The sequence below is a fragment of the Pseudomonas fluvialis genome (genome assembly GCF_002234375.1).
Taxonomy (GTDB): Bacteria; Pseudomonadota; Gammaproteobacteria; order Pseudomonadales; family Pseudomonadaceae; genus Aquipseudomonas; species Aquipseudomonas fluvialis.
This window is the reverse complement of sequence record NZ_NMQV01000003.1, coordinates 82,989-109,289: the sequence shown is the minus strand read 5'-3', so window position 1 is coordinate 109,289 and position 26,301 is coordinate 82,989. Positions and strand designations below refer to the sequence as shown.

21 protein-coding genes and 1 riboswitch are annotated in these 26,301 nt (G+C 61.4%); of the genes, 11 read left to right on the top strand and 10 right to left on the bottom strand.

Features of this window, described 5'->3' with window-relative positions:
* Window positions 1–30: 30 nt before the first annotated feature.
* The 4 genes from cpdA to thiC all read right to left on the bottom strand — a co-directional run bounded on the left by cpdA (window position 31) and on the right by thiC (window position 3,990).
* Window positions 31–858, bottom strand: coding sequence for a 3',5'-cyclic-AMP phosphodiesterase (cpdA, locus tag CFY91_RS02090; RefSeq protein WP_229727190.1), 828 nt, complete (start codon window positions 856–858; stop codon window positions 31–33).
* Window positions 859–970: 112 nt separating this feature from the next.
* Window positions 971–1,417, bottom strand: a complete 447-nt coding sequence (locus CFY91_RS02085; protein ID WP_371870532.1) for a DUF1249 domain-containing protein — start codon at window positions 1,415–1,417, stop codon at window positions 971–973.
* Window positions 1,414–2,034, bottom strand: coding sequence for an NUDIX domain-containing protein (locus tag CFY91_RS02080; protein ID WP_093984683.1), 621 nt, complete (start codon window positions 2,032–2,034; stop codon window positions 1,414–1,416). The genes CFY91_RS02085 and CFY91_RS02080 overlap by 4 nt, the downstream gene beginning before the upstream one ends.
* 72 nt (window positions 2,035–2,106) lie before the next feature.
* Window positions 2,107–3,990, bottom strand: coding sequence for a phosphomethylpyrimidine synthase ThiC (gene thiC, locus CFY91_RS02075; protein ID WP_093984682.1), 1,884 nt, complete (start codon window positions 3,988–3,990; stop codon window positions 2,107–2,109).
* Window positions 3,991–4,070: 80 nt separating this feature from the next.
* A riboswitch (TPP riboswitch) is annotated at window positions 4,071–4,177 on the bottom strand.
* A gap of 167 nt (window positions 4,178–4,344) precedes the next feature.
* Between thiC and CFY91_RS02070 the strand changes: the two genes are divergently transcribed.
* Window positions 4,345–5,787 (top strand): TolC family outer membrane protein, encoded by a 1,443-nt coding sequence (locus CFY91_RS02070; RefSeq protein WP_093984681.1) that lies wholly within the window; start codon window positions 4,345–4,347, stop codon window positions 5,785–5,787.
* 87 nt (window positions 5,788–5,874) lie between these two features.
* Here CFY91_RS02070 and waaA read toward each other — a convergent pair whose 3' ends face one another.
* Window positions 5,875–7,152, bottom strand: coding sequence for a lipid IV(A) 3-deoxy-D-manno-octulosonic acid transferase (waaA, locus tag CFY91_RS02065; RefSeq protein WP_093984680.1), 1,278 nt, complete (start codon window positions 7,150–7,152; stop codon window positions 5,875–5,877).
* 46 nt (window positions 7,153–7,198) lie between these two features.
* Here waaA and CFY91_RS02060 point away from each other — a divergent pair, with 46 nt between their 5' ends.
* From CFY91_RS02060 to CFY91_RS02045, 4 genes are all read left to right on the top strand, one after another.
* Window positions 7,199–7,531: a DMT family transporter gene (locus tag CFY91_RS02060; protein ID WP_093984813.1), complete on the top strand. Its 333-nt coding sequence runs from the start codon at window positions 7,199–7,201 to the stop codon at window positions 7,529–7,531.
* A gap of 96 nt (window positions 7,532–7,627) precedes the next feature.
* Window positions 7,628–8,803: an NAD(P)/FAD-dependent oxidoreductase gene (locus tag CFY91_RS02055; protein ID WP_093984679.1), complete on the top strand. Its 1,176-nt coding sequence runs from the start codon at window positions 7,628–7,630 to the stop codon at window positions 8,801–8,803.
* Window positions 8,800–9,624 (top strand): aldo/keto reductase, encoded by an 825-nt coding sequence (locus CFY91_RS02050; RefSeq protein ID WP_093984678.1) that lies wholly within the window; start codon window positions 8,800–8,802, stop codon window positions 9,622–9,624. The genes CFY91_RS02055 and CFY91_RS02050 overlap by 4 nt, the downstream gene beginning before the upstream one ends.
* A 31-nt stretch (window positions 9,625–9,655) precedes the next feature.
* Window positions 9,656–10,513, top strand: a complete 858-nt coding sequence (locus CFY91_RS02045) for a metal ABC transporter ATPase (RefSeq protein ID WP_093984677.1) — start codon at window positions 9,656–9,658, stop codon at window positions 10,511–10,513.
* A gap of 74 nt (window positions 10,514–10,587) precedes the next feature.
* Here CFY91_RS02045 and CFY91_RS02040 read toward each other — a convergent pair whose 3' ends face one another.
* Window positions 10,588–11,685 (bottom strand): peptidoglycan-binding domain-containing protein, encoded by a 1,098-nt coding sequence (locus CFY91_RS02040; protein WP_093984676.1) that lies wholly within the window; start codon window positions 11,683–11,685, stop codon window positions 10,588–10,590.
* A gap of 256 nt (window positions 11,686–11,941) precedes the next feature.
* Window positions 11,942–13,366, bottom strand: a complete 1,425-nt coding sequence (gene hldE / locus CFY91_RS02035; RefSeq protein WP_093984675.1) for a bifunctional D-glycero-beta-D-manno-heptose-7-phosphate kinase/D-glycero-beta-D-manno-heptose 1-phosphate adenylyltransferase HldE — start codon at window positions 13,364–13,366, stop codon at window positions 11,942–11,944.
* Between the two features lie 320 nt (window positions 13,367–13,686).
* Between hldE and CFY91_RS02030 the strand changes: the two genes are divergently transcribed.
* The 6 genes from CFY91_RS02030 (at window position 13,687) to CFY91_RS15840 (ending at window position 23,235) form a co-directional block, all read left to right on the top strand.
* Window positions 13,687–15,234 carry a calcium-binding protein gene (locus CFY91_RS02030; RefSeq protein ID WP_093984674.1) on the top strand — a complete coding sequence of 516 codons (1,548 nt, stop codon included), beginning with the start codon at window positions 13,687–13,689 and terminating at the stop codon, window positions 15,232–15,234.
* Window positions 15,235–15,299: 65 nt separating this feature from the next.
* Window positions 15,300–17,006, top strand: a complete 1,707-nt coding sequence (locus tag CFY91_RS02025; protein WP_229727191.1) for a type I secretion system permease/ATPase — start codon at window positions 15,300–15,302, stop codon at window positions 17,004–17,006.
* Window positions 17,003–18,301, top strand: coding sequence for an HlyD family type I secretion periplasmic adaptor subunit (locus tag CFY91_RS02020; protein WP_093984672.1), 1,299 nt, complete (start codon window positions 17,003–17,005; stop codon window positions 18,299–18,301). Before CFY91_RS02025 ends, CFY91_RS02020 begins: the two co-directional genes overlap by 4 nt.
* 3 nt (window positions 18,302–18,304) lie before the next feature.
* Window positions 18,305–19,615 carry a TolC family protein gene (locus CFY91_RS02015; protein WP_093984671.1) on the top strand — a complete coding sequence of 437 codons (1,311 nt, stop codon included), beginning with the start codon at window positions 18,305–18,307 and terminating at the stop codon, window positions 19,613–19,615.
* A gap of 39 nt (window positions 19,616–19,654) precedes the next feature.
* Window positions 19,655–21,160, top strand: coding sequence for a calcium-binding protein (locus CFY91_RS15970; RefSeq protein WP_093984670.1), 1,506 nt, complete (start codon window positions 19,655–19,657; stop codon window positions 21,158–21,160).
* A gap of 134 nt (window positions 21,161–21,294) precedes the next feature.
* Window positions 21,295–23,235, top strand: coding sequence for a calcium-binding protein (locus CFY91_RS15840; protein ID WP_133063654.1), 1,941 nt, complete (start codon window positions 21,295–21,297; stop codon window positions 23,233–23,235).
* A gap of 28 nt (window positions 23,236–23,263) precedes the next feature.
* Here CFY91_RS15840 and CFY91_RS02000 read toward each other — a convergent pair whose 3' ends face one another.
* The 3 genes from CFY91_RS02000 to CFY91_RS01990 are packed head-to-tail and all read right to left on the bottom strand — an operon-like array spanning window position 23,264 to window position 26,267.
* Window positions 23,264–24,646 (bottom strand): PIG-L deacetylase family protein, encoded by a 1,383-nt coding sequence (locus CFY91_RS02000; protein ID WP_093984668.1) that lies wholly within the window; start codon window positions 24,644–24,646, stop codon window positions 23,264–23,266.
* A gap of 45 nt (window positions 24,647–24,691) precedes the next feature.
* On the bottom strand, window positions 24,692–25,588 hold the full coding sequence (locus CFY91_RS01995; RefSeq protein WP_093984667.1) for a GNAT family N-acetyltransferase: 897 nt from the start codon (window positions 25,586–25,588) through the stop codon (window positions 24,692–24,694).
* The gene (locus CFY91_RS01990) at window positions 25,581–26,267 is read right to left on the bottom strand and encodes a lipopolysaccharide kinase InaA family protein (protein WP_229727192.1); all 687 of its coding nucleotides are present in this window, start codon (window positions 26,265–26,267) and stop codon (window positions 25,581–25,583) included. The genes CFY91_RS01995 and CFY91_RS01990 overlap by 8 nt, the downstream gene beginning before the upstream one ends.
* Window positions 26,268–26,301: the final 34 nt, after the last annotated feature.

Below are 26,301 nucleotides of genomic sequence, written 5' to 3'. Positions count from 1 at the left end.
GGCATGCCCAGCAGGGCAGCGAGAAGCCGCTTAATAGCCCTTGACGCTGTAATCGATCTCGAAGTCGATGCCGGTAACCCGTGACACCCCGGTATCCAGGCGGCCATCGTCATGCAGGCGCAACCAGCGATAGCCGGGCGCCTCGTGATCCACCTGGAAATCCTCGCTACCCGGCGCGAACTGCACACAGGTCGAGGGCGAGGCCAGCAGGCGCATACCGTGCAGTTGCTGGTCGAACTCCTGGTGCACATGCCCCCACAGCAAGGCCTTGACCTGGCTGCGCCCGGCCAGGCGTGCAAACAAGGCCTGCGGGTTACGGATGCCGATAGGCTCCATCCAGCGGCAGCCGATGGATACCGGATGATGATGGAAACTCACCAGCACATGTCGTGCGCCGGCGCTATCCAGCGCCTGATCGAGCAGGCTTAGCTGCTCTTCGGCGAAATAACCGGGTACGGCACCGACGATCGAAGAGTCGAGCAGAATGATGCGCCACTGGCCGATGTCCAGCACGCTGTCGAGCAACGCCGTACCGGCGCACGCCGCCTGCATGGCCGCCGGCTCGTCATGGTTGCCGGGAAACCAGCGCACCTGAGGTGCCAGGCTGTCGGTGAGCTGGCGAAAACGCTGGTAGGAGGCCAGCGAGCCATCCTGGGAAAGATCCCCCGTAGCCAGTACCAGGTCGATGCGCGGCTGCTCCTGCTCGACCAGCGCGATCACCCGCTGCAGGCTATTGCAGGTATCCATGCCCAACAGCCGGCCATCCGCCTCGGCGAACAGGTGACTGTCGGACAGCTGCACCAGCAACACCGAGCTATCGGCAGAGGGGGCGGCAGAGGGGGTGGCAGCACTCGGCAAGGGGCCATCTCCAGGGAAAGTGCTCGGAATTATGGTGTCTGCGCCACGGCAGGGTAAAGCCGGCAACTGGAAACAGATCACAGTTAACGGCGCTGAAATCTTGCCACGTTGTTCAGATTAGCGCTTCTGCGGCATGCCCGTGCGCCTGGCAATGGCTCAGCCATTCACCGAGAAAGCGATTGACCTGCAGTTTCTCATCCGGCAAGTACATGGCCGGATTGGGATAAGGGTAGCTGCCGTGCAGGCGTTGCCTGTCATCCTCGCCCACCACTTCGGCCATCCGTGCGTCATGGTAGGCCCGCACCTGCAGGCAGGCCTGCGGCAACCAGGCCAGTGGCTGCACCTGCCACAGGCGCAGGGTGGTGGTGTAGGGGCAGTTTTCCAGCACAGCAATATGCAGCTGGCCGAACGACTGTTCGCCCTGACTCAGCAGCAGGTTGCGCTGCGCCAGGCCATCGCGCATGTCCGGCAATAAGCGCAGCAGACGCAGATAGTTAAGCTCGCAGATCGCCTGCAGGCCACTCAGATCGACGCGGTAGCGCTCGCGCAGCAGGCTCATGCCCAGGCCTCGCGTACGCGCTGGCGATTCAGCGCCAGCCAGTGCAAGGCCATAATGCTCGCCGCGTTGTCGATGCGCCCGTCCTCTACGGCGGCCAGGGCTTCATCCAGCGACCACACCGCCACACGGATGTCCTCGCCCTCCTCGGCCAGGCCATGCACACCGCCGGCGCCGCGACTGTCACAACGACCGACAAACAGGTGCACCCGCTCATCCGAACCGCCTGGCGACGGGTAGTACTGGCACACCGGCCACAGCTCAGCCAGCGTCAGGTTGGCCTCTTCCAGCGCCTCACGGCGCGCCACCGCCTGTGGCTGCTCGTCCTTGTCGATCAACCCGGCCACCAGCTCGATCAGCCAGGGGTTGACGCTCTTGTCCAGGGCACCGACGCGGAACTGCTCGACCAGCACCACGCAATCGCGCGGCGCATCGTAGGGCAGCACGCAAACCGCATCCGGGCGCACGAACAACTCGCGACTGAGCAGCGGCCCCTGTTCACCATTGAACAGACGATGCCGCAGCTGCAAACGATCCACACGGTAAAAGCCGCGGAAGCACTGCTCCCGCTGCACGACCTCACAGGCATCAACCGCCTGGCTAGGATGGAACTCGGACATAAGCCTGCACACCACACACTGACAATGCAGGCAGAGTAGCCGCACTCGCTGCCTGCATGCCAGTCGCCTGGCTTACACCTGCCGGTAGATCACCGCGCCTTCTTCCTTGAAGCGCTCGGACTGCTCGGCAAAGCCAGCCTCAATGGCCTTCTGCTCGTCGGTCAGGCCGTGCTCGGCGGCGTACTCGCGCACCTCCTGGGTGATCTTCATCGAGCAGAACTTCGGTCCGCACATGGAGCAGAAGTGCGCGACCTTGGCCGACTCCTTGGGCAGCGTCTCGTCGTGGAAGGCGCGCGCGGTATCCGGGTCGAGGCCAAGGTTGAACTGGTCTTCCCAGCGGAACTCGAAGCGCGCCTTGCTCAGTGCGTTGTCGCGGATCTGCGCGCCCGGATGGCCCTTGGCCAGGTCGGCGGCGTGCGCGGCGATCTTGTAGGTGATGATGCCGGTCTTCACGTCATCCTTGTTCGGCAGGCCCAGGTGCTCCTTCGGGGTCACGTAGCAGAGCATGGCGCAGCCGAACCAGCCGATCATCGCCGCGCCGATGCCCGAGGTGATGTGGTCGTAGCCGGGGGCGATGTCAGTGGTCAGCGGGCCGAGGGTGTAGAACGGCGCTTCGTCGCAGCATTCCAGCTGCTTGTCCATGTTCTCCTTGATCAGCTGCATCGGCACGTGGCCGGGGCCTTCGATCATGGTCTGCACGTCATGCTTCCAGGCGATCTTGGTCAGCTCGCCGAGGGTTTCCAGTTCGCCGAACTGCGCGGCATCGTTGGCGTCGGCGATCGAACCCGGACGCAGGCCGTCGCCCAGCGAGAAGCTGACGTCGTAGGCCTTCATGATTTCGCAAATTTCCTCGAAGTGGGTGTAGAGGAAATTCTCCTTGTGATGCGCCAGGCACCACTTGGCCATGATCGAGCCACCACGGCTGACGATGCCGGTGACGCGCTTGGCGGTCAGCGGCACATAGCGCAGCAGCACGCCGGCGTGGATGGTGAAGTAATCCACGCCCTGCTCGGCCTGTTCAATCAGGGTGTCGCGGAACAGCTCCCAGGTCAGGTCCTCGGCGATGCCGCCGACCTTCTCCAGCGCCTGGTACACCGGCACGGTGCCGATCGGCACCGGCGAGTTGCGGATGATCCACTCGCGGGTCTCGTGGATGTGCTTGCCGGTGGACAGGTCCATGACCGTGTCCGAACCCCAGCGGATGCCCCAGGTCAACTTGGCCACTTCCTCTTCAATGGAAGAACCCAGCGCCGAGTTGCCGATGTTGCCGTTGATCTTCACCAGGAAGTTGCGGCCGATGATCATCGGCTCCAGCTCCACGTGGTTGATGTTCGCCGGGATGATGGCGCGGCCGCGGGCGATTTCGCTGCGCACGAACTCGGCGGTGATCTCTTTCGGGATGCTGGCGCCGAAGCTTTGCCCGCCGTGCTGCTCTTTCAGCAGACCGGCTTCACGCGCTTCCGCCAACTTCATGTTCTCGCGGATGGCGACGTATTCCATCTCGGGCGTGATGATGCCCTTTTTCGCGTAGTGCATCTGGCTGACGTTGTGGCCGGCCTTGGCGCGGCGCGGGTTGCGCACGTGGGCGAAGCGCATGGCCGACAGCTCGGCGTCGTTCAGACGGCGCTGGCCGAACTCAGAGGACAGGCCAGGCAGCTTCTCGGTATCGCCACGATCCTCGATCCAGGCACTGCGCACGTCCGGCAGGCCCTTGCGCACGTCGATGGTCACATTCGGGTCGGTGTAGGGGCCGGAGGTGTCGTAAACGGTCACCGGGGCATTGATCTCGCCGCCGAAGGCGGTGGGGGTGACGTCCAGGCTGATCTCGCGCATCGGCACGCGGATATCCGGGCGCGAACCCTGCACGTAGACCTTCTGCGAACGGGGGAAAGGTTGTACGGACTGCTGGTCGACCTGTGCGCTTTCGCTGAGGTTCTTCTGGTTTTGCACGCTCATCGGCTTCTCCGGGCTGACTGTCGGAGCGAACCTGAAGGCGACGGGCGCACCGGGAGCGGTGCCAGAGGGGGTCGCCACGCGGGCGAGCACATCTTGTTCCCTACGCAGGCCTTAACCTGATCAGGTTCAACGGGATCCGGAACTGTCCGATCTCAGCCCACGACTCTGGGCACCCCGACAAGAACTGCCCGCAGTCTAAACAGCCTGAGCGACGCCAGCAATCGAGCAGACGACAATCGGCGCGGCACAGCACACGCACAATCGCCCAGGCTGCGCAGGCGCGGCAACTGTACCTTGACCGCCCCTGCTACCGGCCTTAGCCTTGCCCGGTTATCACGCACTCCAGGACTGACCATGTTGCGCAGACTTTCACTGGCTGTTGCCATCGCCGCCATCTCCCATGGTGCCTGGGCCGAACCGGCGCAGACATCCAACCGGGCCGACCTGCTGACCATCTATCAGGACGCCCTGGCCAACAACGCCGATCTCGCCGCCGCCCAGGCCGAGTATCAGGCCCAGCGCGAAGTGGTGCCGCAGGCCCGCGCCGGGCTGCTGCCACAGGTCAATGCCGGGGCCAATGTCAGCGATACACGCAGCGAAGTGGACAGCTCGCTGGGTACGCAAAGCGGCTCACGCAGTGGCATCGCCTACCAGGCCAGCCTCAGCCAGCCGATTTTCCGTGCCGACCGCTGGTTCCAGCTGCAGGCCGCCCAGGCCAGCAGCGAGCAGGCGGCCCTGCAGTTCTCGGCCACCTCGCAGGGGCTGATCCTGCAAAGCGCCGAGGCCTACTTCGGCGTGCTGCGTGCCCAGGACAACCTGGCCACCACCAAGGCCGAAGAAGCCGCCTTCAAGCGCCAGCTGGACCAGGCCAACGAGCGCTTCGACGTGGGCCTGTCGGACAAGACCGACGTACTGGAAGCGCAGGCCGGCTACGACAACGCCCGCGCCAACCGGCTGATCGCCGAGCGCAACGTGGCCGATGCCTTCCAGTCGCTGACCACGCTGACTGATCGACTGTACGAAGGCCTGGAAGGGGTCAAGCACAGCCTGCCGGTGGTCGAGCCCGTGCCCAACGACGCACAGGCCTGGGTCGATACTGCCGCGCAACAGAACCTCAACCTGCAGGCCAGCAACTTTGCCGTGCAGGCCGCCGAGGAAACCCTGCGCCAGCGCAAAGCCGGGCACGCCCCCACGCTGGACGCCGTGGCGCAGTACCAGAAAGGCGACAACGACCTGCTGGGCTTTCGCAACAGTGCCGGCCAGCCGCTGCGCTACGGCCCGGATGCCGAGCAGCAGAGCATCGGCCTGCAGCTGAACATCCCGCTGTACAGCGGTGGCCTGACCAGCTCCCAGGTGCGCGAGTCCTACCAGCGCCTCAACCAGGCCGAGCAAAGCCGGGAAAGCCTGCGCCGTCAGGTGGTGCAAAACACCCGCAACTTCCACCGTGCGGTGAATACCGACGTGGAGCAGGTCAAGGCCCGCCGGCAGACCATCATCTCCACGCAGAGCGCGCTGGAAGCCACGCAGATCGGCTATCAGGTCGGTACACGCAATATCGTCGACGTGCTCGATGCGCAGCGTCAGCTGTTCAGTGCGGTGCGCAACTACAACAACGCGCGTTACGACTACCTGCTCAACAACCTGCGCCTCAAGCAGGCCGCCGGCACGCTCAGCCCGGCCGACCTGGAAGCGCTGGATAGTTTCCTCAATCCGCTCTACGACCCGGACAAGGACTTCCTCCCGGAAGACCTGGCCAAGGCCGCCGAGGCGACCCTGCAGGGCAACCCGCAGTTCTGAGCTAAAGCACAAGCGGCTGTTTTCAGCCGCTACCACAGAAACGCCCCTGCCCGCTAACGGCCAGGGGCGTTTTGCTGATACGCGGGATCAAGGCAGCAAGCGTTGTATGCCACCCAACAGACGCGCCAGCGCACCCTGGTTGCGACGCAACACCGCCAGCCCGGCCTCACTCATGGCCTGCCAGTCATCACGGCTCTGCCACAACTGGGCCACCTCGCGGGCCAGGCTGTCGGCATCCTGCACCTCGCGCAGGGCACCGGCCTCGCGCAGCTGGCTAGAGATTTCCAGGAAATTGAACAGATGCGGGCCACTGAGCACCGGCTTGCCCAGTGCGGCAGGCTCCAGCAGGTTGTGCCCACCGTTGGCCACCAGGCTGCCACCAACCAGCGCCACATCGGCCAGGGCATAAAGGAACAGCAGCTCGCCCATGGTATCGCCCAGCAACAGCGCATCCGTTGCCTGGGGCTGCACGCCCGCCGAGCGCCGGCAGGTGGCAAAACCCTGGCGCTGGCACAGCTCGTAAACGCTGTTGAAGCGCTCCGGGTGACGCGGCACGAGAATCAGCAAGGCCTGTGGCCAGCGCGCCAGCAACTGGCGATGCGCGGCCAGGGCAATCTCGTCTTCGCCGGCATGGGTACTGGCAGCAATCCATACCGGCCGCGCGCCCCAGTCGGCCCGGCAGGCTGTGGCACGCGCCAGCAACTGGGCATCTACCTGCAGGTCGAACTTGATCGAGCCGGTCACCTGCACGGCTTCGGGGCGCGCACCGAGCTGCAGGAAGCGCTGCGCCTCGGCAGCGCTTTGCACGGCAATCAGTTGCAAACGCGCCAACATTGGTGCAGTGAGCCGGGCAAAGCGTGCATAGCCACGTGCCGAGCGCTCGGACAGGCGGGCATTGGCCAGCACCACGGGGATGGCGCGACGTTCGCAGGCGGCAATGAAGTTGGGCCACAACTCGGTTTCCATGATCACCGCCAGGCGCGGACGGAGCTGGCGCAGGAAGCGCGCCGCCGTCCACGGCAGGTCATAGGGCAGGTAGCAGTGCTGGATGCGTCCGGCATACTGCTCGGCAGGAAACAGCGCACGAATGCGCTCGGAACCGGTAGGCGTCATGCAGGTGATGGTGATCGGCAGCTGCGGATAACGCGCCAGCAGTTCACGTACCAACGGCGCCGCCGCGATGCTTTCGCCCACCGACACGGCATGCAGCCAGATGCCGTCAGGCTGCAGCGGCGCCAGCCCCAAGGCAAAACGCTCAGCCACCCGCCGTGCGTAGGCCGGCGCACGCCAGGCCCGCCAGGCCAGGCGCAGCAGGATCAGTGGCAGGGCGACATGAAACAGTAAGGTATACAGGGCACGATTCATGGTTGCGCAGCTTACCATGCCGGTGCTGCCGCGGTTTGGAGTCCCCATGCAAGGCTATGTATTTCTCGCCCTGGCGATCATCGCCGAGGTCATTGCCACCACAGCCCTCAAGTCGGTGGACGGACTGAACAAGCCACTGCCTCTGCTCCTGGTGGTGGTCGGCTATGCCTTGGCCTTCGCCATGCTGGCCCTGGTCATGCGCAGTATTCCCGTAGGAGTCGCCTACGCACTCTGGTCAGGCCTGGGCATTGTGCTGATCAGCCTGGCTGCCTGGCTGATCTACGGCCAACGCCTGGATACAGCCACACTGCTGGGCATGGCACTGATCATCAGCGGCGTGGCCGTTATCCAGCTGTTCTCGACGCATAACGGGCACTGACCCGGCGCCTCGACAGAGCAGCGCAGCACCCAGCCTGCAGCGTGCAACGACGCCCCAAGGTTATACTGCCCGCCCGTTTTCCGGAGAGGCCTACGCATGTCCCACCCCCTCAGCACCGATGTCCTGATCGTCGGCGGCGGCGTCGCCGGCCTCTGGCTGAACGCCCGCCTGCGCCGGGAAGGCTTCTCCACCCTGCTGCTCGAGCGCGGTACGCTCGGCGGTGGGCAGAGCGTCAAGTCGCAGGGGATCATCCACGGCGGCGCCAAGTACGCCCTGCATGGCGCCCTGACCGGTGCCTCCGAGGCCATCGCCGACATGCCCAGGCGCTGGCGCGAGGCGCTGGATAGCCAGGGCGAGCTGGACCTGGCCGGCGTGCGCCTGCTCTCCGAGGCTCACTACCTGTGGTCACCCGGCACCCTGGCCGGCAACCTGACCAGCTTCTTCGCCAGCAAGGCGGTGCGCGGCCGGGTCGACCAGGTCAAGGGCGAGGCACTACCTCCGGCGCTGCAACATCCCAAATTCAAGGGCAAGGTCTACCGCTTGGCCGAGCTGGTGCTGGACGTGCCCAGCCTGATCGCGCGCCTGGCCGAGCTGGCCGAAGGCAGCCTGCTGGCCGCCGGCGAGATCATCCCGCTGCACGAGGGCGGCGAGCTGGTCGGCCTGAACGTCGACGGCCGCGCCATTCGCGCCCAACGCATCGTGCTCACCGCAGGCTCCGGCAACGCCGGGCTGCTCGCCGCGCTGGGCGTGGCCGAGCCGCGCCAGCAGCTGCGCCCGCTGCACATGGTGATGGCCAAGGGGCCGGCCCTCAAACCGCTGTACGCGCACTGCCTGGGCGGCGGGCCCAAGCCACGGGTGACCGTGACCAGCCATCCGGCCGCCGACGGCCAGTGGGTCTGGTACCTCGGCGGCGACCTGGCCGAGGCCGATGGCGTGGCCCGCGACGAGGCTGCGCAGATCCGCGCCGCACAGAAGGAGCTGGGCGAGCTGCTGCCCTGGGTCGACCAGAGCGCCACCCGCTGGGCCACCCTGCGCGTCGATCGCGCCGAGCCGGCGCAGTCCGGCCTGGTGCGCCCGGACAATGCCTTCCTCGCCGAGCAGGGCCGCCTGCTGGTGGGCTGGCCGACCAAGCTGGCACTGTCGCCGGACCTGGCTGATCGGGTACTGACCAAGCTGACCCGCGACGGCATCTGCCCGGGCACGCATGCGCCGCTGCCCGCACTGCCCTGCCCGCCCGTGGCACAGCCGGCCTGGGAGGAGCTGCTGGCATGAACCAAGCAACCTTGCACGACCTCTGGCGTCCGCTGGGCAGCACCGGCCTGCACGTCTCACCGTTGGGCCTGGGCACCGTCAAGCTGGGCCGTGACCAAGGCGTGAAATACCCCAACGGCTTCAGCATCCCCGATGACGCCGCTGCCCGCGCCCTGCTCGACCAGGCCCGCGAACTGGGCATCAATCTGCTCGACACCGCGCCGGCCTATGGTGTCAGCGAGGAACGTCTCGGCCCGCTGCTGCGCGGCCAGCGCCACGCCTGGGTGATCGTCAGCAAGGTCGGCGAGGAGTTCGAGCTGGGCCAGTCGCGCTTCGACTTCAGCCCGGCGCACACGCGTTACTCCGTGGAACGCAGCCTGCAGCGCCTGCAAACCGAACACATCGAGCTGGTCCTGGTGCACTCGGACGGCAACGACCTGGCCATCCTGCACGACAGCGGCGTCTACGAGACCCTCGCCGAACTCAAGCGCGAGGGCAAGATCGGCGCCTTCGGCCTGTCCGGCAAAACCGTCGAGGGTGGGCTGCTGGCGCTGGAGCAAGGCGACTGCGCCATGGTCACCTACAACCTCAACGAACAAGCCGAGAAGCCAGTGCTCGACTATGCTGCAGCCCACGGCAAGGCCATCCTGATCAAGAAGGCCTTGGCCAGCGGCCATGTCTGCCTGCAGCCGGGCAGTGACCCGCTGCGCGCCAGCTTCAAGCTGGTGTTTGCCCATCCTGGGGTGAGCAGTGCGATCGTTGGAACCATCAACCCGCAACATCTGTCGCATAACGTAGCGCTGCTGAGCCAGCTGCTCCGTTCCATGCCCACCGCGGACTGAGGGTTCGCCGGGCCACGCCGAGGACCCGCCCATGTCGACCGTACTCGCCCGCAAGGATCCCCAGCACTTCAAGACTCAGGCCCTTCACGTCGAGGCCGACGCACACGCCCTGCATTACCAGGGCCTGCCCCTGCCGCTCAACTTCCAGCAAATGCTCGCACGCCGCCGACCTCTCGCCGCGCCCAAGGACAGCCGACAATTCGTCCTGGAATTGGCCAACCTTGGGGTTTCCGTACGCTTGACCCTGGCCTGGCAGGGACAGGACTACCAGGTGCTGGTTCGCCAGCGGCGCAGCGACCGCGGCGATTGTGTCCTGAAACTGATCTCTGGCTACGTGCCTGCCCACGAGTTACAGCTGCCACTGCTCAGCGCAGTCACCGAAGTGGCCGAAGAATGCCTGGTACAGAGCCCAGCAGGCTGGCTACAGGGACGCTATCTGGATACCTGGCTGGCGACCCCCTACCCCACGCTGCGCTATTGCCATCAGTACTTCCAGCTGCGCCCGCAATGTGGTGCGGCGCTAGCGGTGTACTGCCAGGGCCAACCCCTCATGGAGCGCCCGCAGGCTTACGTGCACCTACCCAGCGCCTCGCTGCAACTGGTCTACGACTTGCGCCTGCAGCTGCCGGACAACCTTCGCCAGATAAGCCTGCAGCATGCCGATGAACGCCTGGAGGGCGATGCGCTGGTCGCCCGCCTGGAACCTCAGCATGAGCTGTTTCTCCTCGCGCCCGAGCAGAATCGCCTGTTCACCCTTGAACAGGGCGAGCTTCGGCCGTTCCAGCACACCCAAGCCCTCTGGCTTTCCGAAGCCTTTGCCACGCGCGATGGCTGGCTAGTGCATGACGAGCGCATCGCCTGGCACGATTGGCTACGCCGCGCCGCCTGAACAAAAAAGCCCATGCCGAAATGCGCAACGCCGCAGAATGCTGCGGCGTTGTAAGTAGGCGTAGCCGTGAGCGCTTACTGCTGCACCACACCCAGGTGCTGCAGGCTTTCATAGGTCAAGGCGCCGTAAGCGAGGCCATGGCGACGCTGGTATTCCAGCAGGGCCGCCACGGTGCGCGGACCCAGCTTGCCATCGGCCGCCCCGGGATTGAGTCCGGCAGACTGCAGGGCGTTCTGCATGGAAACAATCATCGGTGCATTCAGGTCGGCATCGCACACGGCACGTACGGTTACCATCTGCGGCTCGCCGGTGTACTCGGTAGCCGTCAACTGACGTACTTCGGCGGGAACTTGCTGCTCATCCACCTTCTCGGCCTGCGCCACCACCTGCACCGGTAGTTCGGCTGTCTCGTTGGCTACCGGCACCTCAACCACACGGGCCGGGGTTTCCAGCACCCAGCGGGTCACTTCCTTGAAAACCGCAGGTTCAACCACTTCACGCTTCGTTTCCGGCTTGACCAGGGTCTTTTTCATGACGGTAGCCGTCTTGGCCGGGATCAGCCGGGCACACAGGGTACGCGCCGTGTTCTCGCGGGCGAAGGTCACGCCGGCAGTCTTGCAGGCTTCCAGCTCGGTACGGGCGGCTTCGACCTCGACGACTTCCTTCTTCATTTCGAAGACAGCCGGCTCGACGATGGTACGGACAATTTCCGGACGTACCTCGACGCGCTCCTTGACCTGGCGGTAAACCGGCGGCTCGACCTTGTACATGGTCACGCCATCCTTGGTCACCACCTGCTTGCGCTCCTGGCTAAGCTGCGTCGGCGTCACCTGGATTTTGTTCACAGAATCCTTGGTGACTACCTCAAGCGGCTTCTGTACCGGCTTGGGGCGGACCACCGACTGTACCCAGCACTGGTTAGCCGACACTACGAAGGCCGCTGGCTGGCTGGCTTGGCTAGTGTTTTCTGCCGCGGCTGGAGTCGCTTCGTCAAGCTGCGCCAACACAGGCTCCGCAGCCACCTGCGGTGCCGCCTCAGCATTCTGCTGGGCCTGTTGCTCAGCCCACTGGCTGTAGTGCACCGAGTCCACTTCGCTGTCCGGCGTGGTTGAGGCACAACCGGAAATTCCCAGCAGCAGACCAGGCAGCAGGTAATAACCAAGCTTCATCATGTTGCTCCTTGTTTTTAATCTAAATCTCAAGACGCACGAGGTAAGTAAATGAATACCCGATAATTTTTCTTATAGCGCCAGAACCCGGCCAGCGTTTTACTCATCTGTACGTAACGGAATACGTTTAAACCAAACCTGAGCAACAAAATCATCAAGGCCTTTCAACATGCCGACAGCCCCTCTCCACCGGCAACGTGCCAGCAGAGTACAGGTAAGGCAGCCCCCCAGCAACACGCCCCCCCCTGCGTCTCAGGCGTCAGGCTTCTCCGCGGATCTTCTCCACAATGGCCGTGGTGGAGCTATTCTCCACCAAGCCAAGCACACGCACTTCGCCGCCATAGGCACGCACGATATCGGCGCCGACCACCCCCTCGATGCCGTAGTCACCGCCCTTGACCAGAACATCCGGACGCACCCTACGCAGTAGCGTCTCCGGCGTGTCCTCACTGAAGCTCACTACCCAATCCACCGCGCCCAGGCCGGCGAGTACCGCCATGCGCCGATCAACACTGTTGATCGGCCGGCCTGGCCCCTTGAGACGACTGACCGAGGCATCGTCATTGACCGCCAGTACCAGGCGATCTCCCTGAGCACGCGCCTGCTCCAGATAGGCAACATGGCCGGCATGCAGGATATCGAAGCAACCATTGGTAAAGACGATCTTCTCGCCATGCGCACGCGCATCTTCCAGGGCCACCAGTAACTGCTCGACCCCCACCACCCCGCGCTCCGAACCCTGTTCACGCTGCACCGCACGGCGCAGTTCCGGAGCGCTAATGGCTGCCGTGCCCAGTTTGCCAACGACGATACCAGCCGCCAGGTTGGCCAGGCCGACTGCATTGGGCAGCGACTCACCCGCTGCCAGGGAGGCCGCCAAGGTCGAAATCACCGTATCACCGGCGCCCGTCACGTCGAACACTTCACGGGCACGGGCGGGCAGGTGCAACGGAGCCTGTTCGGGACGCAGCAGCGTCATGCCATGCTCGCCGCGGGTAATCAACAGCGCCCCCAGTGCCAGCTCATTCATCAATGCCGCGCCCTTACGCACCAGCTCGGCTTCATCGGCACAACGGCCAACGATGGTCTCGAACTCGTGGAGGTTGGGCGTAATCAGGCTGGCGCCCCGGTAGATGGAAAAATCCGTCCCCTTGGGATCAGCCAGCACCGTGATGCCGCGGGCACGTGCCAGACTGATCAGCGCCTGATGATTGGGCAATGCGCCCTTACCGTAGTCGGAGAGAATCAGTACAGCGACGCCATCCAGCAGCGCTTCGACCTGAGCCGCCAGCGCCTGCGCATCGGTCGCGAAAGGCTCTTCGAAATCCATACGCAGCAACTGCTGGTGGCGACTCAACACACGCAGTTTGACGATGGTCGGCTGCTCCTCGACCTGCTGGAAATGGCAGGCCACCCCTGCCGACTGCAGGCTGCGTTGCAAAGAGCCGGCCGCCTCATCACGCCCGGTCACCCCGACCAGACGAACCTGTCCGCCCAACGCGGCAATATTCAATGCCACGTTGGCCGCACCGCCTGGCCGATCTTCGATCTGCTCGACCTTGACCACAGGCACCGGGGCTTCGGGGGAAATGCGCGAAGTACCGCCATGCCAGTAACGGTCGAGCATGACATCACCAACCACCAGCACGGCAGCCTGATCGTAACGGGGCATGGACAGCTTCATGGGGACTCCACAGGTAAAAATCGGCGCCGATCATAGCACGGGCCATGGCCGCCAGCCCGCTGCCTGGGCGCATCACGCGGATACGCCCGCAGCGCCCGGTGATACGGGCATTTCTGCCAGGTAGATGATGATTGCCAAGCTTTGGGGACTTGGCTACGCTGGGTAAATCGCCAGCATAGCGACACGACAGGGATGTTTCGTGCCAGCCACCTCACGCCCCCGCCGGTCCTCTGCCCAGCCTGCGCTCGCGCCATACACGTGCGACTGCTGATTTGCCAACGCAAGACCAATGCCCCGCAAGGGCTTATACGAGGTGAAACATGGCTGTTATCAAAACGTCCAACACGATGGATCTGGCCGGGGAAGTGGCCCGCGCCATCAGCAATGCCTTCCTGGAAACCCAGGAGGTCTCCTACGAAGCACAGTTCTTCGTCAACAACCGCAACCAGCCAGACGACAGCTATACCGATGAGGCCGGCGGTACGGCGACGATCAAGACCACGCAAAGTGCCAACTTGATCGAGCAGACCACGACCTACAAGAACTTCCAAGGCGAATCCGACACCAAGGAAACCGGAACAGGCAAATACAGCTTCTCGGGCAACAATGTCGGCAGCGACATCAACAACGCCACCGGCTTCAATTTTTCTGAAAACGTCACCTCGGTCGGCGTCGACTATGAAGGCAAGTACACCGACAACGAGAAAGCTACCGCACAGATCGCTTTCGAGAACGACAGTCTGGTTATCAAGCAGGCCGACTACAGCGCCGCGGAAAGCTGGAATGAGCTGTGGGAAGGCACTCGCGACACCGGAAAGGATTCCTTCAAGTACAACTTCAGTGGTCGTGCTGTCTACAACCAGCAGGACTATGACGGCTGGATAGCCTTCGAGCATGAAAGCACCCAGGCAAACCGCATTTCCTCGAGCTGGTCAGAGAGCGGCAAGGAAGATGGCCTGAGCTACAGCGAGAAAGGCAGCTTTCTACTGGAAAGCACTGCAGGCGTTACCTACGACTCCAGCAGCAACACCTTCACCGGCCTCATCAACAAGCTGAACATCAGCAACAAGGAGACCGAAAAGGAAGGCGGTTACAGCTACACCGAAGAGCATTCCTTCCAGTCCAGCGGCCCGATCGATAGCAGCTACCTACCCTGGGTACCTGACGACGACTATGACGACGACATGCTGATGCCGATGGTCATGGACAACGAGAACAGCGTTGAATCCTTTATGGAGTACCTGCTTTCCGGCAACGACACCATCACCGGCACCAGCAAGGAGCAGAACTACCTCTACGGTGGTGCCGGCAATGATCTGATCACCGGCAACAAAGGTAACGACTATCTCAATGGCGGCGAAGGCAACGATACGCTCAAAGGTGGCGCCGGCAATGACGTATTGTTCGGCGGCAGCGGTAATGACAGCCTCGATGGCGGCGCCGGCAATGACGTACTGATCGGCTATACCGGCATCGATAACTTCAAAGGCGGCGCCGGAGCCGACAGCTTTGTGTTCTACGACGATGACCTGACCCTGAACCAGGCCAACCTGGATACCGTGAGCGACTTCAAAATCAAACAGGGCGACAAACTGGCGTTTGATTTTGACTTCACCGCCGAAGATGTCACCATTGCCCTTGGCAAGACTGATCGCAAAGCCAGCTACGATGAGCTGCTGAGCGCCGCCAACGACAGTGGTGCGAAAATCTTTGTCGGTTATACCGCTGCCGATAAGAAGAATGGTTATGCCTTCGTCGACACTGACGATAACGGCAGCATGGACATGGCTATCAAGTTGACCGGCATCACCAGCAGCAACAAGATTGATACCGCCAGCTTTATCGATGTCAGCCAGGTAGGCGCCTAAACCGGCAACACGATGCTGAACGCGGCCCCTATACTGGGGCCGCCTTTATTTACAGGCCCATGTCCTTGCGCAGTACATCCACCCCCCCGCTGCTTGACGCGCTGCGTCGCTGCAAAAAAAGCTTCTTCGCCATCGGCCTGTTCAGCTGCTTCATCAACCTGCTGATGCTGGTGCCGTCCTTCTACATGTTGCAGGTCTACGACCGCGTCGTCAGCACCGGCAGCAAAGCCACCCTGCTCATGCTGACGCTGCTCATGATAGCGTTGCTGTTAAGCATGGGCGCCCTGGAATGGGTACGCTCCCGAATCATGGTGCGGGTCAGCAACCAGCTCGACGTCCAGCTTGCAGATCGGCTTTACGATGCTAGCTTCCGCCTGGCACTGCTCAGCGGCGGACGCCAGTCCAGCGCACAACCGCTTACTGACCTGACCGCCTTGCGACAGTTCTTGAGCAGCAATGGCTTGTTCGCCTTCTTCGATACACCCTGGATTCCCATCTACCTCGCGGTGATGTTTGCCTTCCATCCCTGGTTCGGCTGGCTGGGACTAGGCTGCGCACTCTGCCTGGGCCTTCTCGCCGTGCTCAACGAGCGCTGGACAAAAGCGCTGCTCCAGCAGGCCAACCAGGAAAACCTGCAAGCCAGCCAGTTCACCGAGAAAAACCTGCGTAATGCTGAAGTCGTCGCCGCCATGGGCATGCTGGGCAATCTTCGCCAGCGCTGGCGCGCCTTCAACCAGCGGGTACTGCTCAGCCAGAGCCTAGCCAGTGACCGTGCCGGCTTGCTGAGTGCCATTTCCAAAACCTTTCGCCAGGTCACTCAGTCGCTGGTACTCGGCGTCGGTGCCTACCTGGCCATCGATCAACAGATCAGCCCCGGTATGATGATCGCCGGTTCGATATTGCTCGGGCGCGCGCTGGCCCCTGTCGATCAGCTCATTGGTTCCTGGAAAAGCGTGGTTGCAGCACGGGGCCAATATCATCGGCTCAATGAACTGCTGGAGGAGATCGCCGCCGAACCCGCGCGCATGCCACTCCCCGCTCCGCGCGGAGAAGTACAGGTGGAAAACCTGCTGCTGGCCCCACCGGGTAGCCAGCAACTGACCATTCGCAACCTGAGTTTTCGCCTGGCGGCCGGCAGTAGCCTGGCCATTATGGGACCAAGCGGCGCAGGCAAATCCAGCCTGGCACGTGCGCTCCTCGGTATATGGACACCTCGTGGTGGTTCGGTAAGGCTTGATGATGTGGAAATCAGCCAGTGGACCCGCGAGGAACTGGGTCCCTACCTGGGCTACCTGCCGCAAGACATCGAGCTATTCGAAGGCAGTATTGCGCAGAACATTGCCCGCTTCGGCGAGGTAAACCCGCAGTGGGTGGTGGATGCCGCCCGTCTGGCCGGAGTACATGAGCTGATCCTGCAGCTCCCGGAAGGTTATGACACCCTGATCGGCGCCAATGGCGGCGGCCTATCCGGCGGGCAACGACAACGTATTGCGCTGGCCCGCGCAGTGTATGGCCAACCCCGCCTGGTGGTACTGGACGAGCCCAACTCCAACCTGGATGAGCGTGGCGAACAGATGCTGCTGGCCACCCTGCAGCAGTTGCGCAAGAACGGCTGTACCTGCATCGTCATCAGCCACAAATCCAGCATCCTGCAAGTTATCGAACGCTTGCTGGTGCTCAATAACGCCGAACTGGTTGCCTACGGCCCTACCGCCAAGGTGCTGCAACACCTGCAGGCAGGCAGCAAGCCAGGTGCGGAGGCCAATTCGTGAGCGCAACCGATCTCTCCTCGATACTCGACGACCGACACGCTCGACGTATCGGGTATGGCGTGCTGTTCCTGGTATTTGGCGTATTTGGCAGTTGGGCCAGTATCGCCCCGCTGGACAGTGCCGCACTGGCCCCGGGGGTCGTCACGATCAAGAGCTACCGCAAGACCGTACAGCACCTGGAGGGCGGCATTGTCAGCGCCCTGCATGTGCGTGATGGCGAGCAGGTCAGCCAGGGCACCGTACTGGTCAGCCTGGACACCTCGCAACTGCAGGCCGAGCGTGAAGTGTTGCGCAATCAGCAGGTAGCCACCGCAGCCCTGGAAGCACGACTGCTCGCCGAGCTGCAACAAGCCGACACACTGAGCGTACCCGCCAGCGCGGAAAACCAGCCACGCGTCGCAGAAGCCTGGCAGACCGAGCAGGCCCTGCTGCAAGCGCGGCAAAGAGCCCGTGAAGGTGAAATTCAGATACTCCAGCAGTCCATCGGCCAGCTGGAAGAACAGATCCAGGGACTGCAGGCGATCATTCGCAACAAGCAGACACTGGTGCAGTCGCACAGCGAAGAGGCAGCAGACCTGCGCGCATTACTCAAGGAAGGTTTCACGGATCGTCAACGCCTGCGCGAGCAGGAACGCCAGCTGGAGCGACTATCCGCGGAAATCGCCGAACACCGCTCGGCGATTGCCCAGGCTCGCCAGCGCAGCGGCGAATTGCGCCTGCAGATCCTGCAGATCGACAAGACGTTCAGCCACGAAGTGACCACACAGCTGGTTGCCGCGCAAACCCAGGCGTTCGACATCGGCGAGCGCCTGCGCAGCGTCGAAGAGCGCCTGCAGCGCAGTGAAATCCGCGCGCCGGCGTCCGGCATGGTCCTCGGCATGAACGTGCATACGCTGGGCGCCGTGATTGGCGCAGGGCAGCCGATTCTGGAAATCGTACCGGACAATGCAGACCTGATCATCGAGGCTCGCGTCAGTCCCAGCGACATTGATCGCGTCGCCGCCGGCAAGCCTGCCGACATACGCTTCAGCGCATTCAACAGCGCCACGACGCCTGTGATTGAGGGCGTGGTAGAGCAAATTTCGGCCGATAGCTTGCTCGACCAGAGCACTGGGCAGAGCTATTACCTGGCACGCATTACCCTTACCCGCAAGGGCATTGCAGACCTCGGTCAACAAAGCCTCCTGCCAGGCATGCCCGCCGAAGTACTGATCAACACTGGCTCGCGCACCCTGTTGAGCTACCTGCTGCAGCCTGCCAGCAACTGGATGGCTCGCTCGCTGAACGAGGACTGAAGCATGTCCGCCTACCTGCGTATCGGCACCCTGTTCAGTGTCCTGTTTCTCAACTGCGCGCTTGCCGACACACCCAGCGACTTGTGGAGTCTCTATGTCGAGGCCAGCCGAGAGGACCCCGTGCTGCAGCGCGAGCAGGCCTTTCATCAGGCCTCGCAACAGCGCGAGCAGGAAGCACGTGGACGCCTGCTGCCCCAGCTGAGCCTGAGCAACACCTACAGCCGCAGCCATCAACAGTATGAACAGGGCCGGCTGCTCTACAACGGCAGCAGTCACGGCATCAACCTGCGCCAGCCACTCTATGACCCTGCCGTCTGGCGCAGCTATGAACGCTTCCGCGAACTCACCGAGCAACAGCACCTGGCGATCGACGATACGCAGAAACAGACCGCCCTGCAGATTGCCGAGTTGTATTTCGCCATCCTCGCCGCCGAGGATGAGCGCGACCTGACCGAGGCCGAACTGCAGGCCACCCAGCGTAACCAGCAGCGCATCCAGGCTCTCTTCAAGCGACAGATGGCCATGCTCACCGATGTGCTGGATGCCGACGCCCGGGTAGCCGAGCTGCAGGCCAATCTGCTGGACGCCGTGAATGCCGCACAGACCAGTCGCGATGCCATGGCAGAACGCATCGGCCGCCCCGTCGAGGAACCACTCAAGCGGCTGGGTACACAACCGGACTTCAACCAACTGCGTCGCCACGAAGTCGACTGGGTCGCCAAGGCGCTGCAGCTCAACCCCGCACTGCGCAGCCAGGAGCACGGTATTGCCGCGGCAGAACATGCCGTCCGCGAAGCCAAGGCCGGCCATTTGCCGCAAGTCAGCCTCAACCTCACGGCACAGCGCAGTGACCTGGGCTACGAAGGCAATCCCTCGCCAGAAAGCACCAACCTGATTGCCGCCGTAGGCATCCAGCTGCCGCTCTATAGCGGCGGCTCGACCCGTGCCCGCAGTGCTGCCCTGCAGGCCGAACAGCAGGCGGCCAGTCATGACTACGAACGACTGCGTCGCGAGATCATTCGACAGACCCGCAATGCACAGCTCAAGGTAGAAACCGCCCCGGCGCGCATTCAGGCTGCCACACAAGCCCTGCAGGCGGCGATCAAGTCACGCCAGGCCGCCGAGCGCGCCTTCGAACTGGGTGTTTTCAATGCCGTCGATGTCCTCGAGCGCGTGCGTGATGAGTTCCGCAGCCGACGCGATTTGCTACGCAGCCAGTACAACTACATTACCCAGTTGCTTCTGTTGTATCGCTGGAGCGGCACGCTGAGCGAACAGGACCTGCGTACAGTCTCCAAACTGTTGCACGAGTAACTATTAATAACCAATTACCACCAGCACAGGGACACTCTGATGGCCACAATCAAGACCGACAACACAATAGAACTCATGTACCGCCTGATTGAGGAACTGACTGCAAGCCCCCATCTGGCCATGGAGCAACCCATGGAGCATCTGGCAGATCATTTACTGCGTCTGCGCGAACAACTGCATATCGACACAGTGACCGAAGTAGGCAATGGCACACACAGCAGCCGGCTAATTGAGAATACGACCAGCAGTACGCTTACCGATCATTTTAAAAATGTACCAAATAGCTATGACTGGTTCGGAGACAGTGACTACCCCGACGACGCAGTCATTTCCGGAAAAATGCTGGAAAAATTTCTTGGTGGTAATAGCACTGCCTTGAACAGCATTCACAGCTACCAACAAACATACTCAAACAAATTAACTCATAAAAACCCTATTGAACAACAAAGCGTGCAACTCTCCGCAAGCCTCACATCAAAAAGCAATCTAAAAATCAATGATGACACGGTCACAGCAAGCAGTGGGAGCAGCAAATTCCGCTTTAATGAAAAAGGCTCGGACGGGGGGCAGAAATACAGTCACTCAGGAACAGTTAACAAAGCCATGACGGGCGAGCATATTTACCGATTTTATGGCACAGATCTCCAACAGGATTCCCTAAAGACAACCGCCCTCACGATCGACTACAAACAAACCATCAAAGGCCTCTCTGCAAGCAAAGTTCACAGCGAGCAGAGCAAGCTGGAAATCAACAGTGGCAATGGCTTTTTTTGGGATCTCGTAAGCAACCCGGCGCCTGGTGCAACAGGTTCCTATTATTATGGACAACTGGACAACATAAACTTTAGCTACCGCATGACTGACAAAATGCTCAGCGGCGAGACCCTAAGCATCCAACACAGCTATCAATCCAGCAAGAGTTTGGATGCTACACTGCTCAACCTGGTAGGAACCGATTCATTTTATGCTCTCATTGAGGAATTACTGTCCGGAAACGACACACTGAGCGGCACTAGCAAGACTGGAAATACACTGTATGGCGGCGCCGGCAATGACAAGCTGCTCGGTAACAAAGGGCATGACATATTGAATGGCGGCGACGGTAACGACAGCCTTGATGGCCGCGCCGGGGATGATCTAATAATTGGCGGGCGCGGTATCGACACGCTAAAAGGAGGCGCGGGGGCAGACACATTCTTATTCCATGCCGGAGACTCCTCAGTCATTCAGACAGAACTAGACACTGTCAGCGACTTCAAAATACAACAAGGCGACAGACTGGCATTCGACTTCTCATTCACCCCCGATGAAGTCGTTATTGCGCTGAACAAGGGTGATGGCAAAGCCAGCTATGCAGAGCTGTTGGCAGCAGCTAACGACAGCACTGCTCGAATATTTGTCGGCCACACAACCACCGACAAAAAAAATAGCTATGTCTTTGTCGATACTGACGGCCTTAATGGAGCAGACATGGCAATAAAGCTGAACGGCATCACCAGTATGAACAAAATCTCCGAAGAGAGCTTCATTGCCTGGCTCTCTTAACGACCCCTAGGGATTATCTGAGAATCCCTTCCCCAAAAACACAGTCAGTAACCATGCGAACAGCAAGGCAGTGACTTCGAGAAACAGCGGCTTGTTCAGAATTTTCTTAGCGATCAACTGTCAAGGAGGCCAAGTTGGCACATGTAAAATTGAAACTCAGCGAAGGCGCACTGAACCACCTTATTGCCAACGCGGCGGAAACAGAAAGCCTGTCCGAGTCGGCGAGTACGCTATTGAGCGTCAATGCCATGTTCAACGAGGCATATTACTACTTTGACACCTACCGAAGCACAAGCAGCAAAACCACCCTACGCTTTGAAGATGGTGCAACCCGCACCTACAACGGGACCATCACAACAATCGGACAGGATTATTATTACGAGTACGGCACAGCACTTGCCAACTCAGTCATACTGGCTATCCCTTCGGGCGTCAGGGAAAGCATAACCGGAAGCCTGAACTACAGCTATATAACCGACAACCATGACTACTTAGAGATCAATTACCAAGGCGGAACAATTAAAGACTACAGAGTCGACATCTTTGGAAAATCAAGGGATGCCGAATATGGAAATATCACTGCCGGCTTGGCAGGCGAGATCAACTCCACCGCATACGGCATACTAAGTGGCACGCTTACAAAACTGTACAGTACCGCGCAGAAAATCGAAAAAAGCAACCTCATTGAAGGCACGTTCAACATCAGTGGAAGCATCGTGGGCGGCGTTCAGGTCAGTGGAACACTAAGCAAGTTCCGTACAGACTTCCACGACAAGAGCTTTTTCGAAATCCAGGACTCCCGATACCTGGATAGCCATAGCACAATCAACATTCAAACCCTCCGCCAGCAAGATTTTTGGAGCGGCGACGATACCTTTGAAATTGAACTTTCAAACAAAGCCACGCAGACACTGCGCATCAACTCAGGTGATGGCAATGATCATCTCACACTGAAAGGTGGCCGCGGCCTACTGGTGGTCGACGCCGGAAATGGTGATGACGTTATCCGCCTACTGGACAGAGACCCTGTAATCAAAGGGGGCGCAGGCATTGACACAGTCGAAACAGCTTTTAGCTACTCCATTGAAACCTTGGGTGATATCGAAAACCTGACGCTTTACGGCAGCAAGAAAGCGGACGCCACCGGCAATAGCTTGAACAACATCCTACACGGTAACTCTGCCGCCAACATACTGGATGGCAGGACTGGCGCAGATCAAATGTTCGGCGGAGCCGGTAATGATATTTATATAGTCGACAATATCGGTGACGAGACCATTGAGCTTGCCAATCAGGGCATCGATACCGTGAAAGCCTGGCTAAGCTGGACCCTGGGCGAACATCTGGAAAACCTGGAACTGCTGGGCAGCGCCCATATCGACGCAACAGGCAACAGTGCGGCTAATAAAATTACTGGCAATGCCGGTAACAATATTCTGGATGGCGCGGGCGGCATAGATACACTGATCGGCGGACAAGGCGATGACACCTATATCGTCGATCTCGCTCTTAAAGGACAAGGCAACACAGCTGTCGTGGTCTTGGAAGACAAGATCAGCGAATTGGCCAACCAAGGCATTGACACGCTGCAACTGCGTGGCGAGTTTGCACTCAGCCAGGCCACAACATTGCGTCTGGCCAATAACCTGGAGAACCTGGATGCCAGTGCTACTGGCCTCACCCGCCTTAACTTGACCGGCAATGCTGCCGATAACATCATCATTGGCAACAATGCTGACAACATCATTATCGGCGGCATAGGCGCCGACACGATGACTGGCGGCGGCGGCAAGGACACCTTCCGTTTTACCTCGCTCAAAGAGCTTGGCCTGGCAGAGCGGCAAGATGTGATCATGGACTTCACCAGAAGCGAAGATCTGCTCGATTTCAAAGCGTTGAAAGGCTACAGCTTTGTCGGTGAAGAGGCCTTTTCTGGTGTAAAACAACTGCGCTACGAAACCGATGGCAGTGATCTGATTCTCTACGGCAATGCTGGTGGGGATCAGCAGCCTGAGTTTTCCATCAAGCTTGTCGGCATTACCAACCTAAGCGCAGCCGATCTATTACTGGCCTAAATCCCCTTGGCTGAAGCCACACAAGGCTTCAGCCAAGGGGCCTCACCCAGAACAGCTCATGGCGGCGCACCGCCTTGCGGAAGAATTCGTTCTCCCCCGTGGCGGGCCAGCGTCGCCCGGCCAGCGCCTGCTGAATCCACCGCCGCAGGCGTCTCTTCAGGGGCAGCGCGCCCTGCAGGTCATGTTGCAAACCAAGCGCCATGGCTTTGTCCAGCTGTTGCTCGGCGCTCAGCAGCGGGCTCCACAGGCGGTCCCCCGGCAGTGGGGTGAAAACTGGCGGCAAGGCAATGCCATACCCCGCAGGGCCCATCGGCCAGCGATCGTTGTCGTGCAGGTGGTTGGCATAGAGCAACAGCGTGTCCGGTTGCCAGGTACTTTGCGCGCAGGCTTCGAGCACGGCACGGGTGCTAGCGACATGATCAGGGTGCGGGTCCAGCTCCGGATGCGGAGCCAGCAGTACCTCGGGGCGATAATGCTCGATCACCGCGACCAGATCGGCAATTAGGTTATCCCAGGTCGGCTGGCCATCCTTGTCGCCTGGTAGAGACAAAGGGTTGTGCCGGCGCACGCTACGCACGTCAGCCTCAGCGGACTCCCGCGAGCCGAACGGCGTTTGCGGTTGCTCGGCCATGGCACTCAGCTGCAGGCAGTAGTAGCCGAGCTGCACACAGCGCGTTTGCTCTACGCCCCCCCAGAGCGGGGCCGCCAGGCTGTCCCAGCTGCGCAGGCGGCCCTTCAGACGTGCTGCTGCCGCCCTATCCAACCCCAGGCGCTGATAGGCTTCGGCTTCGATCTCGCCCTGGGTGAGCGTGACGATGGCCGCCTCCGCGCAACGGCTGTACTGGCCGAAAGCGGCCAGCTCGGCATCGTCGGCATGGGGGGCAATGATCAACAGGCGTTGCTCGGCAAAATCCGGATTGCGCATGGCATGCACGCGCAACGCCCCCTCGATGCGACAGAAGCGCGGCGCAATAGCCAGGTCTGCCACAGGCAGGCCGGAAAGGTTGAGGTAACGCCGCCCGGCCACACCACGTTCGAAATCCTGGCGATCACTGCCGAGGCGCACATAGGGATCGAGCCAGCGCCCCAGCCAGGTAGCCGTCAAACGCAACTCAAGCAGCACAGTGTCATATCCCTGCAGTGCCGCTTCGACGTGCAGTCGTCCACCCTCGATATGCGCAGGAATACTCAGGCAGTCCTCGGGAAAGTCATAGCGATAATCGTCACCGGGCGCATAGAACAGGTGGTCGGCAAACCAAGCCTCGTGAGCGACCCAGCCCAATACCAACAGCAGCGGTGGCAGCCAGACAGCCAGCAGGCTGCTCAGCGCCAGCAGCAACAAAGCCAGCAGCAACACCAGGCGTTTGTTGCGGCGATGGTGTTTCAACAGGACTTGTTTACGACGGGTCATGATCGGCACGCGGCATGGCAAGGGGTTCTCAGAGCGCTCAAAACATCAGGTCTGGTAGCAGGCGACACGATGACACCAGCGATCCTTGTACTCCCGATCAGCGCGACCAAAGGAATAGCGCAACGGCTTACCCAGCGCCCGGGCCTCCGCCCAGGCATCCTGCGTATTGACGAAGCTGAGCACGCTACCCGGACTAAAGTCGCGCTGCTGCGGGTCGACGCCACCATTGATGTACTCCAGGCTGATCCAGCGCGGCGCCTCGACCCGGTAAAGGATCTGGATGGCCACCGGCTGGTCATTGAGGTAGATCAGCGAGCCGGTCATGAACTCGCGCAACAGGTCAAAGACCTCCGCCAGGTGTTCCTGGCCGGTTGCCGCAAACCCCCAGCGCCGCTGGAATAGCTCGCTGTACACGCTGGCCTGCTCGCTGGCCGTCAAGCTCAGCATGGGCCGGATCAGCCCACCGGCCTCCTCCAGCAGGCGCTGCTCGCGACGCTGGTTGTAACGAAACTTCTTGCTGTACTGTTCCGGCTCGCGCGCCAGGGCCAAACCTTCAGGCTGCGCCTGCAGGGTAGTGATCCCCGGTGCCATCAACTCGGACAGATAACGCGCACGATGCCGCAAGGCTACCTGCGCACCTGGCGCGAGGGGCAGGATCAGCTCGGCATTACCCAGATCGAACAGGCCACGTTTTCCCTGTTTTTTCAGAACATCCTTGGACAACGCCAGATGGCGCCCCCATGTGGCAATGGCAGCCTGCAACTGGCCGTTCTCGACCCAGGCCAGGTAGCGCACCGGTATGCCGGCAAAGGCAGCCAGGCGCTCCACCACCTGCGGATGCGTGGCAACACTGCCACCAAACTGGGCCCAGGCATCGGCATAGGTGCCGGCATCGCAGGGTTCCCAGCCTCGTTCTCGACGAAATCGCAGCAGATCAAGCATTTACATCCAGTCCCGCATCTCTGAGTGCAGCCGGCAAGCGCGGCAAAGGGCCGTAACTGTAGCGATATCCACGCAAAAATGCTTGCCACATGGCACCTCGCCAACCGCAGCGCCGCCATAGCTGCTGCAGATCGTGGCGGGCGGCTTGCGCACGAGTCAGGCGACGCCGACTTTTCTCCAGATCGATCAGTGCGACGTTTGGCGGACCATCGGCCAGGCTGACAAACAGGTGCTTGGGATACAGACAACCGTGCTGGCGACGCGCGCCATTCAGGCGCCCCACGGCGCGCCCCAGGCATTCGAGAATCTGCGCATGTCGCTCCGTTCCCCAGCCGCGTTCACGCTGCTCGGCATAGCATTGCTCCAGGCTGGCAAAACCCGTCAGGTCAGCGGTCACTAGCCAGGCATGCCACTGGCCGGCCTGTCGCGCACACTGCGCCAGCAGAAGGGGGGGAACCGGCACGCCAAGACGCAAACAGTCATACAGCGCATCACGCTCACGCATCAGGGTTGGGTAGCCCAGCGGATGACGCCAACTGTGATAGAGATGACCGACCTGCTGCTTGCGGTAAAGCAGGCGACCGTCATCCAGCTGAACACGCTGTACACCACTCAGACCACCACGCCGCTGGTTGGGTGGCTCGACCCAGTCCCCCGGACAGAGCAACCACTGTTGCATTTGCGCTGTATGAACCGGCACATGCTGCATACAC

Coding starts and splice junctions, on each gene's coding strand:
- CFY91_RS02085 (WP_371870532.1), bottom strand. CDS start 1,417: ATGAGCCTGCTGCGCGAGCGCTACCGCGTCGATCTGAGTGGCCTGCAG.
- CFY91_RS02080 (WP_093984683.1), bottom strand. CDS start 2,034: ATGTCCGAGTTCCATCCTAGCCAGGCGGTTGATGCCTGTGAGGTCGTG.
- thiC (WP_093984682.1), bottom strand. CDS start 3,990: ATGAGCGTGCAAAACCAGAAGAACCTCAGCGAAAGCGCACAGGTCGAC.
- CFY91_RS02070 (WP_093984681.1), top strand. CDS start 4,345: ATGTTGCGCAGACTTTCACTGGCTGTTGCCATCGCCGCCATCTCCCAT.
- waaA (WP_093984680.1), bottom strand. CDS start 7,152: ATGAATCGTGCCCTGTATACCTTACTGTTTCATGTCGCCCTGCCACTG.
- CFY91_RS02060 (WP_093984813.1), top strand. CDS start 7,199: ATGCAAGGCTATGTATTTCTCGCCCTGGCGATCATCGCCGAGGTCATT.
- CFY91_RS02055 (WP_093984679.1), top strand. CDS start 7,628: ATGTCCCACCCCCTCAGCACCGATGTCCTGATCGTCGGCGGCGGCGTC.
- CFY91_RS02050 (WP_093984678.1), top strand. CDS start 8,800: ATGAACCAAGCAACCTTGCACGACCTCTGGCGTCCGCTGGGCAGCACC.
- CFY91_RS02045 (WP_093984677.1), top strand. CDS start 9,656: ATGTCGACCGTACTCGCCCGCAAGGATCCCCAGCACTTCAAGACTCAG.
- CFY91_RS02040 (WP_093984676.1), bottom strand. CDS start 11,685: ATGATGAAGCTTGGTTATTACCTGCTGCCTGGTCTGCTGCTGGGAATT.
- hldE (WP_093984675.1), bottom strand. CDS start 13,366: ATGAAGCTGTCCATGCCCCGTTACGATCAGGCTGCCGTGCTGGTGGTT.
- CFY91_RS02030 (WP_093984674.1), top strand. CDS start 13,687: ATGGCTGTTATCAAAACGTCCAACACGATGGATCTGGCCGGGGAAGTG.
- CFY91_RS02015 (WP_093984671.1), top strand. CDS start 18,305: ATGTCCGCCTACCTGCGTATCGGCACCCTGTTCAGTGTCCTGTTTCTC.
- CFY91_RS15970 (WP_093984670.1), top strand. CDS start 19,655: ATGGCCACAATCAAGACCGACAACACAATAGAACTCATGTACCGCCTG.
- CFY91_RS02000 (WP_093984668.1), bottom strand. CDS start 24,646: ATGACCCGTCGTAAACAAGTCCTGTTGAAACACCATCGCCGCAACAAA.
- CFY91_RS01995 (WP_093984667.1), bottom strand. CDS start 25,588: ATGCTTGATCTGCTGCGATTTCGTCGAGAACGAGGCTGGGAACCCTGC.
- CFY91_RS01990 (WP_229727192.1), bottom strand. CDS start 26,267: ATGCAACAGTGGTTGCTCTGTCCGGGGGACTGGGTCGAGCCACCCAAC.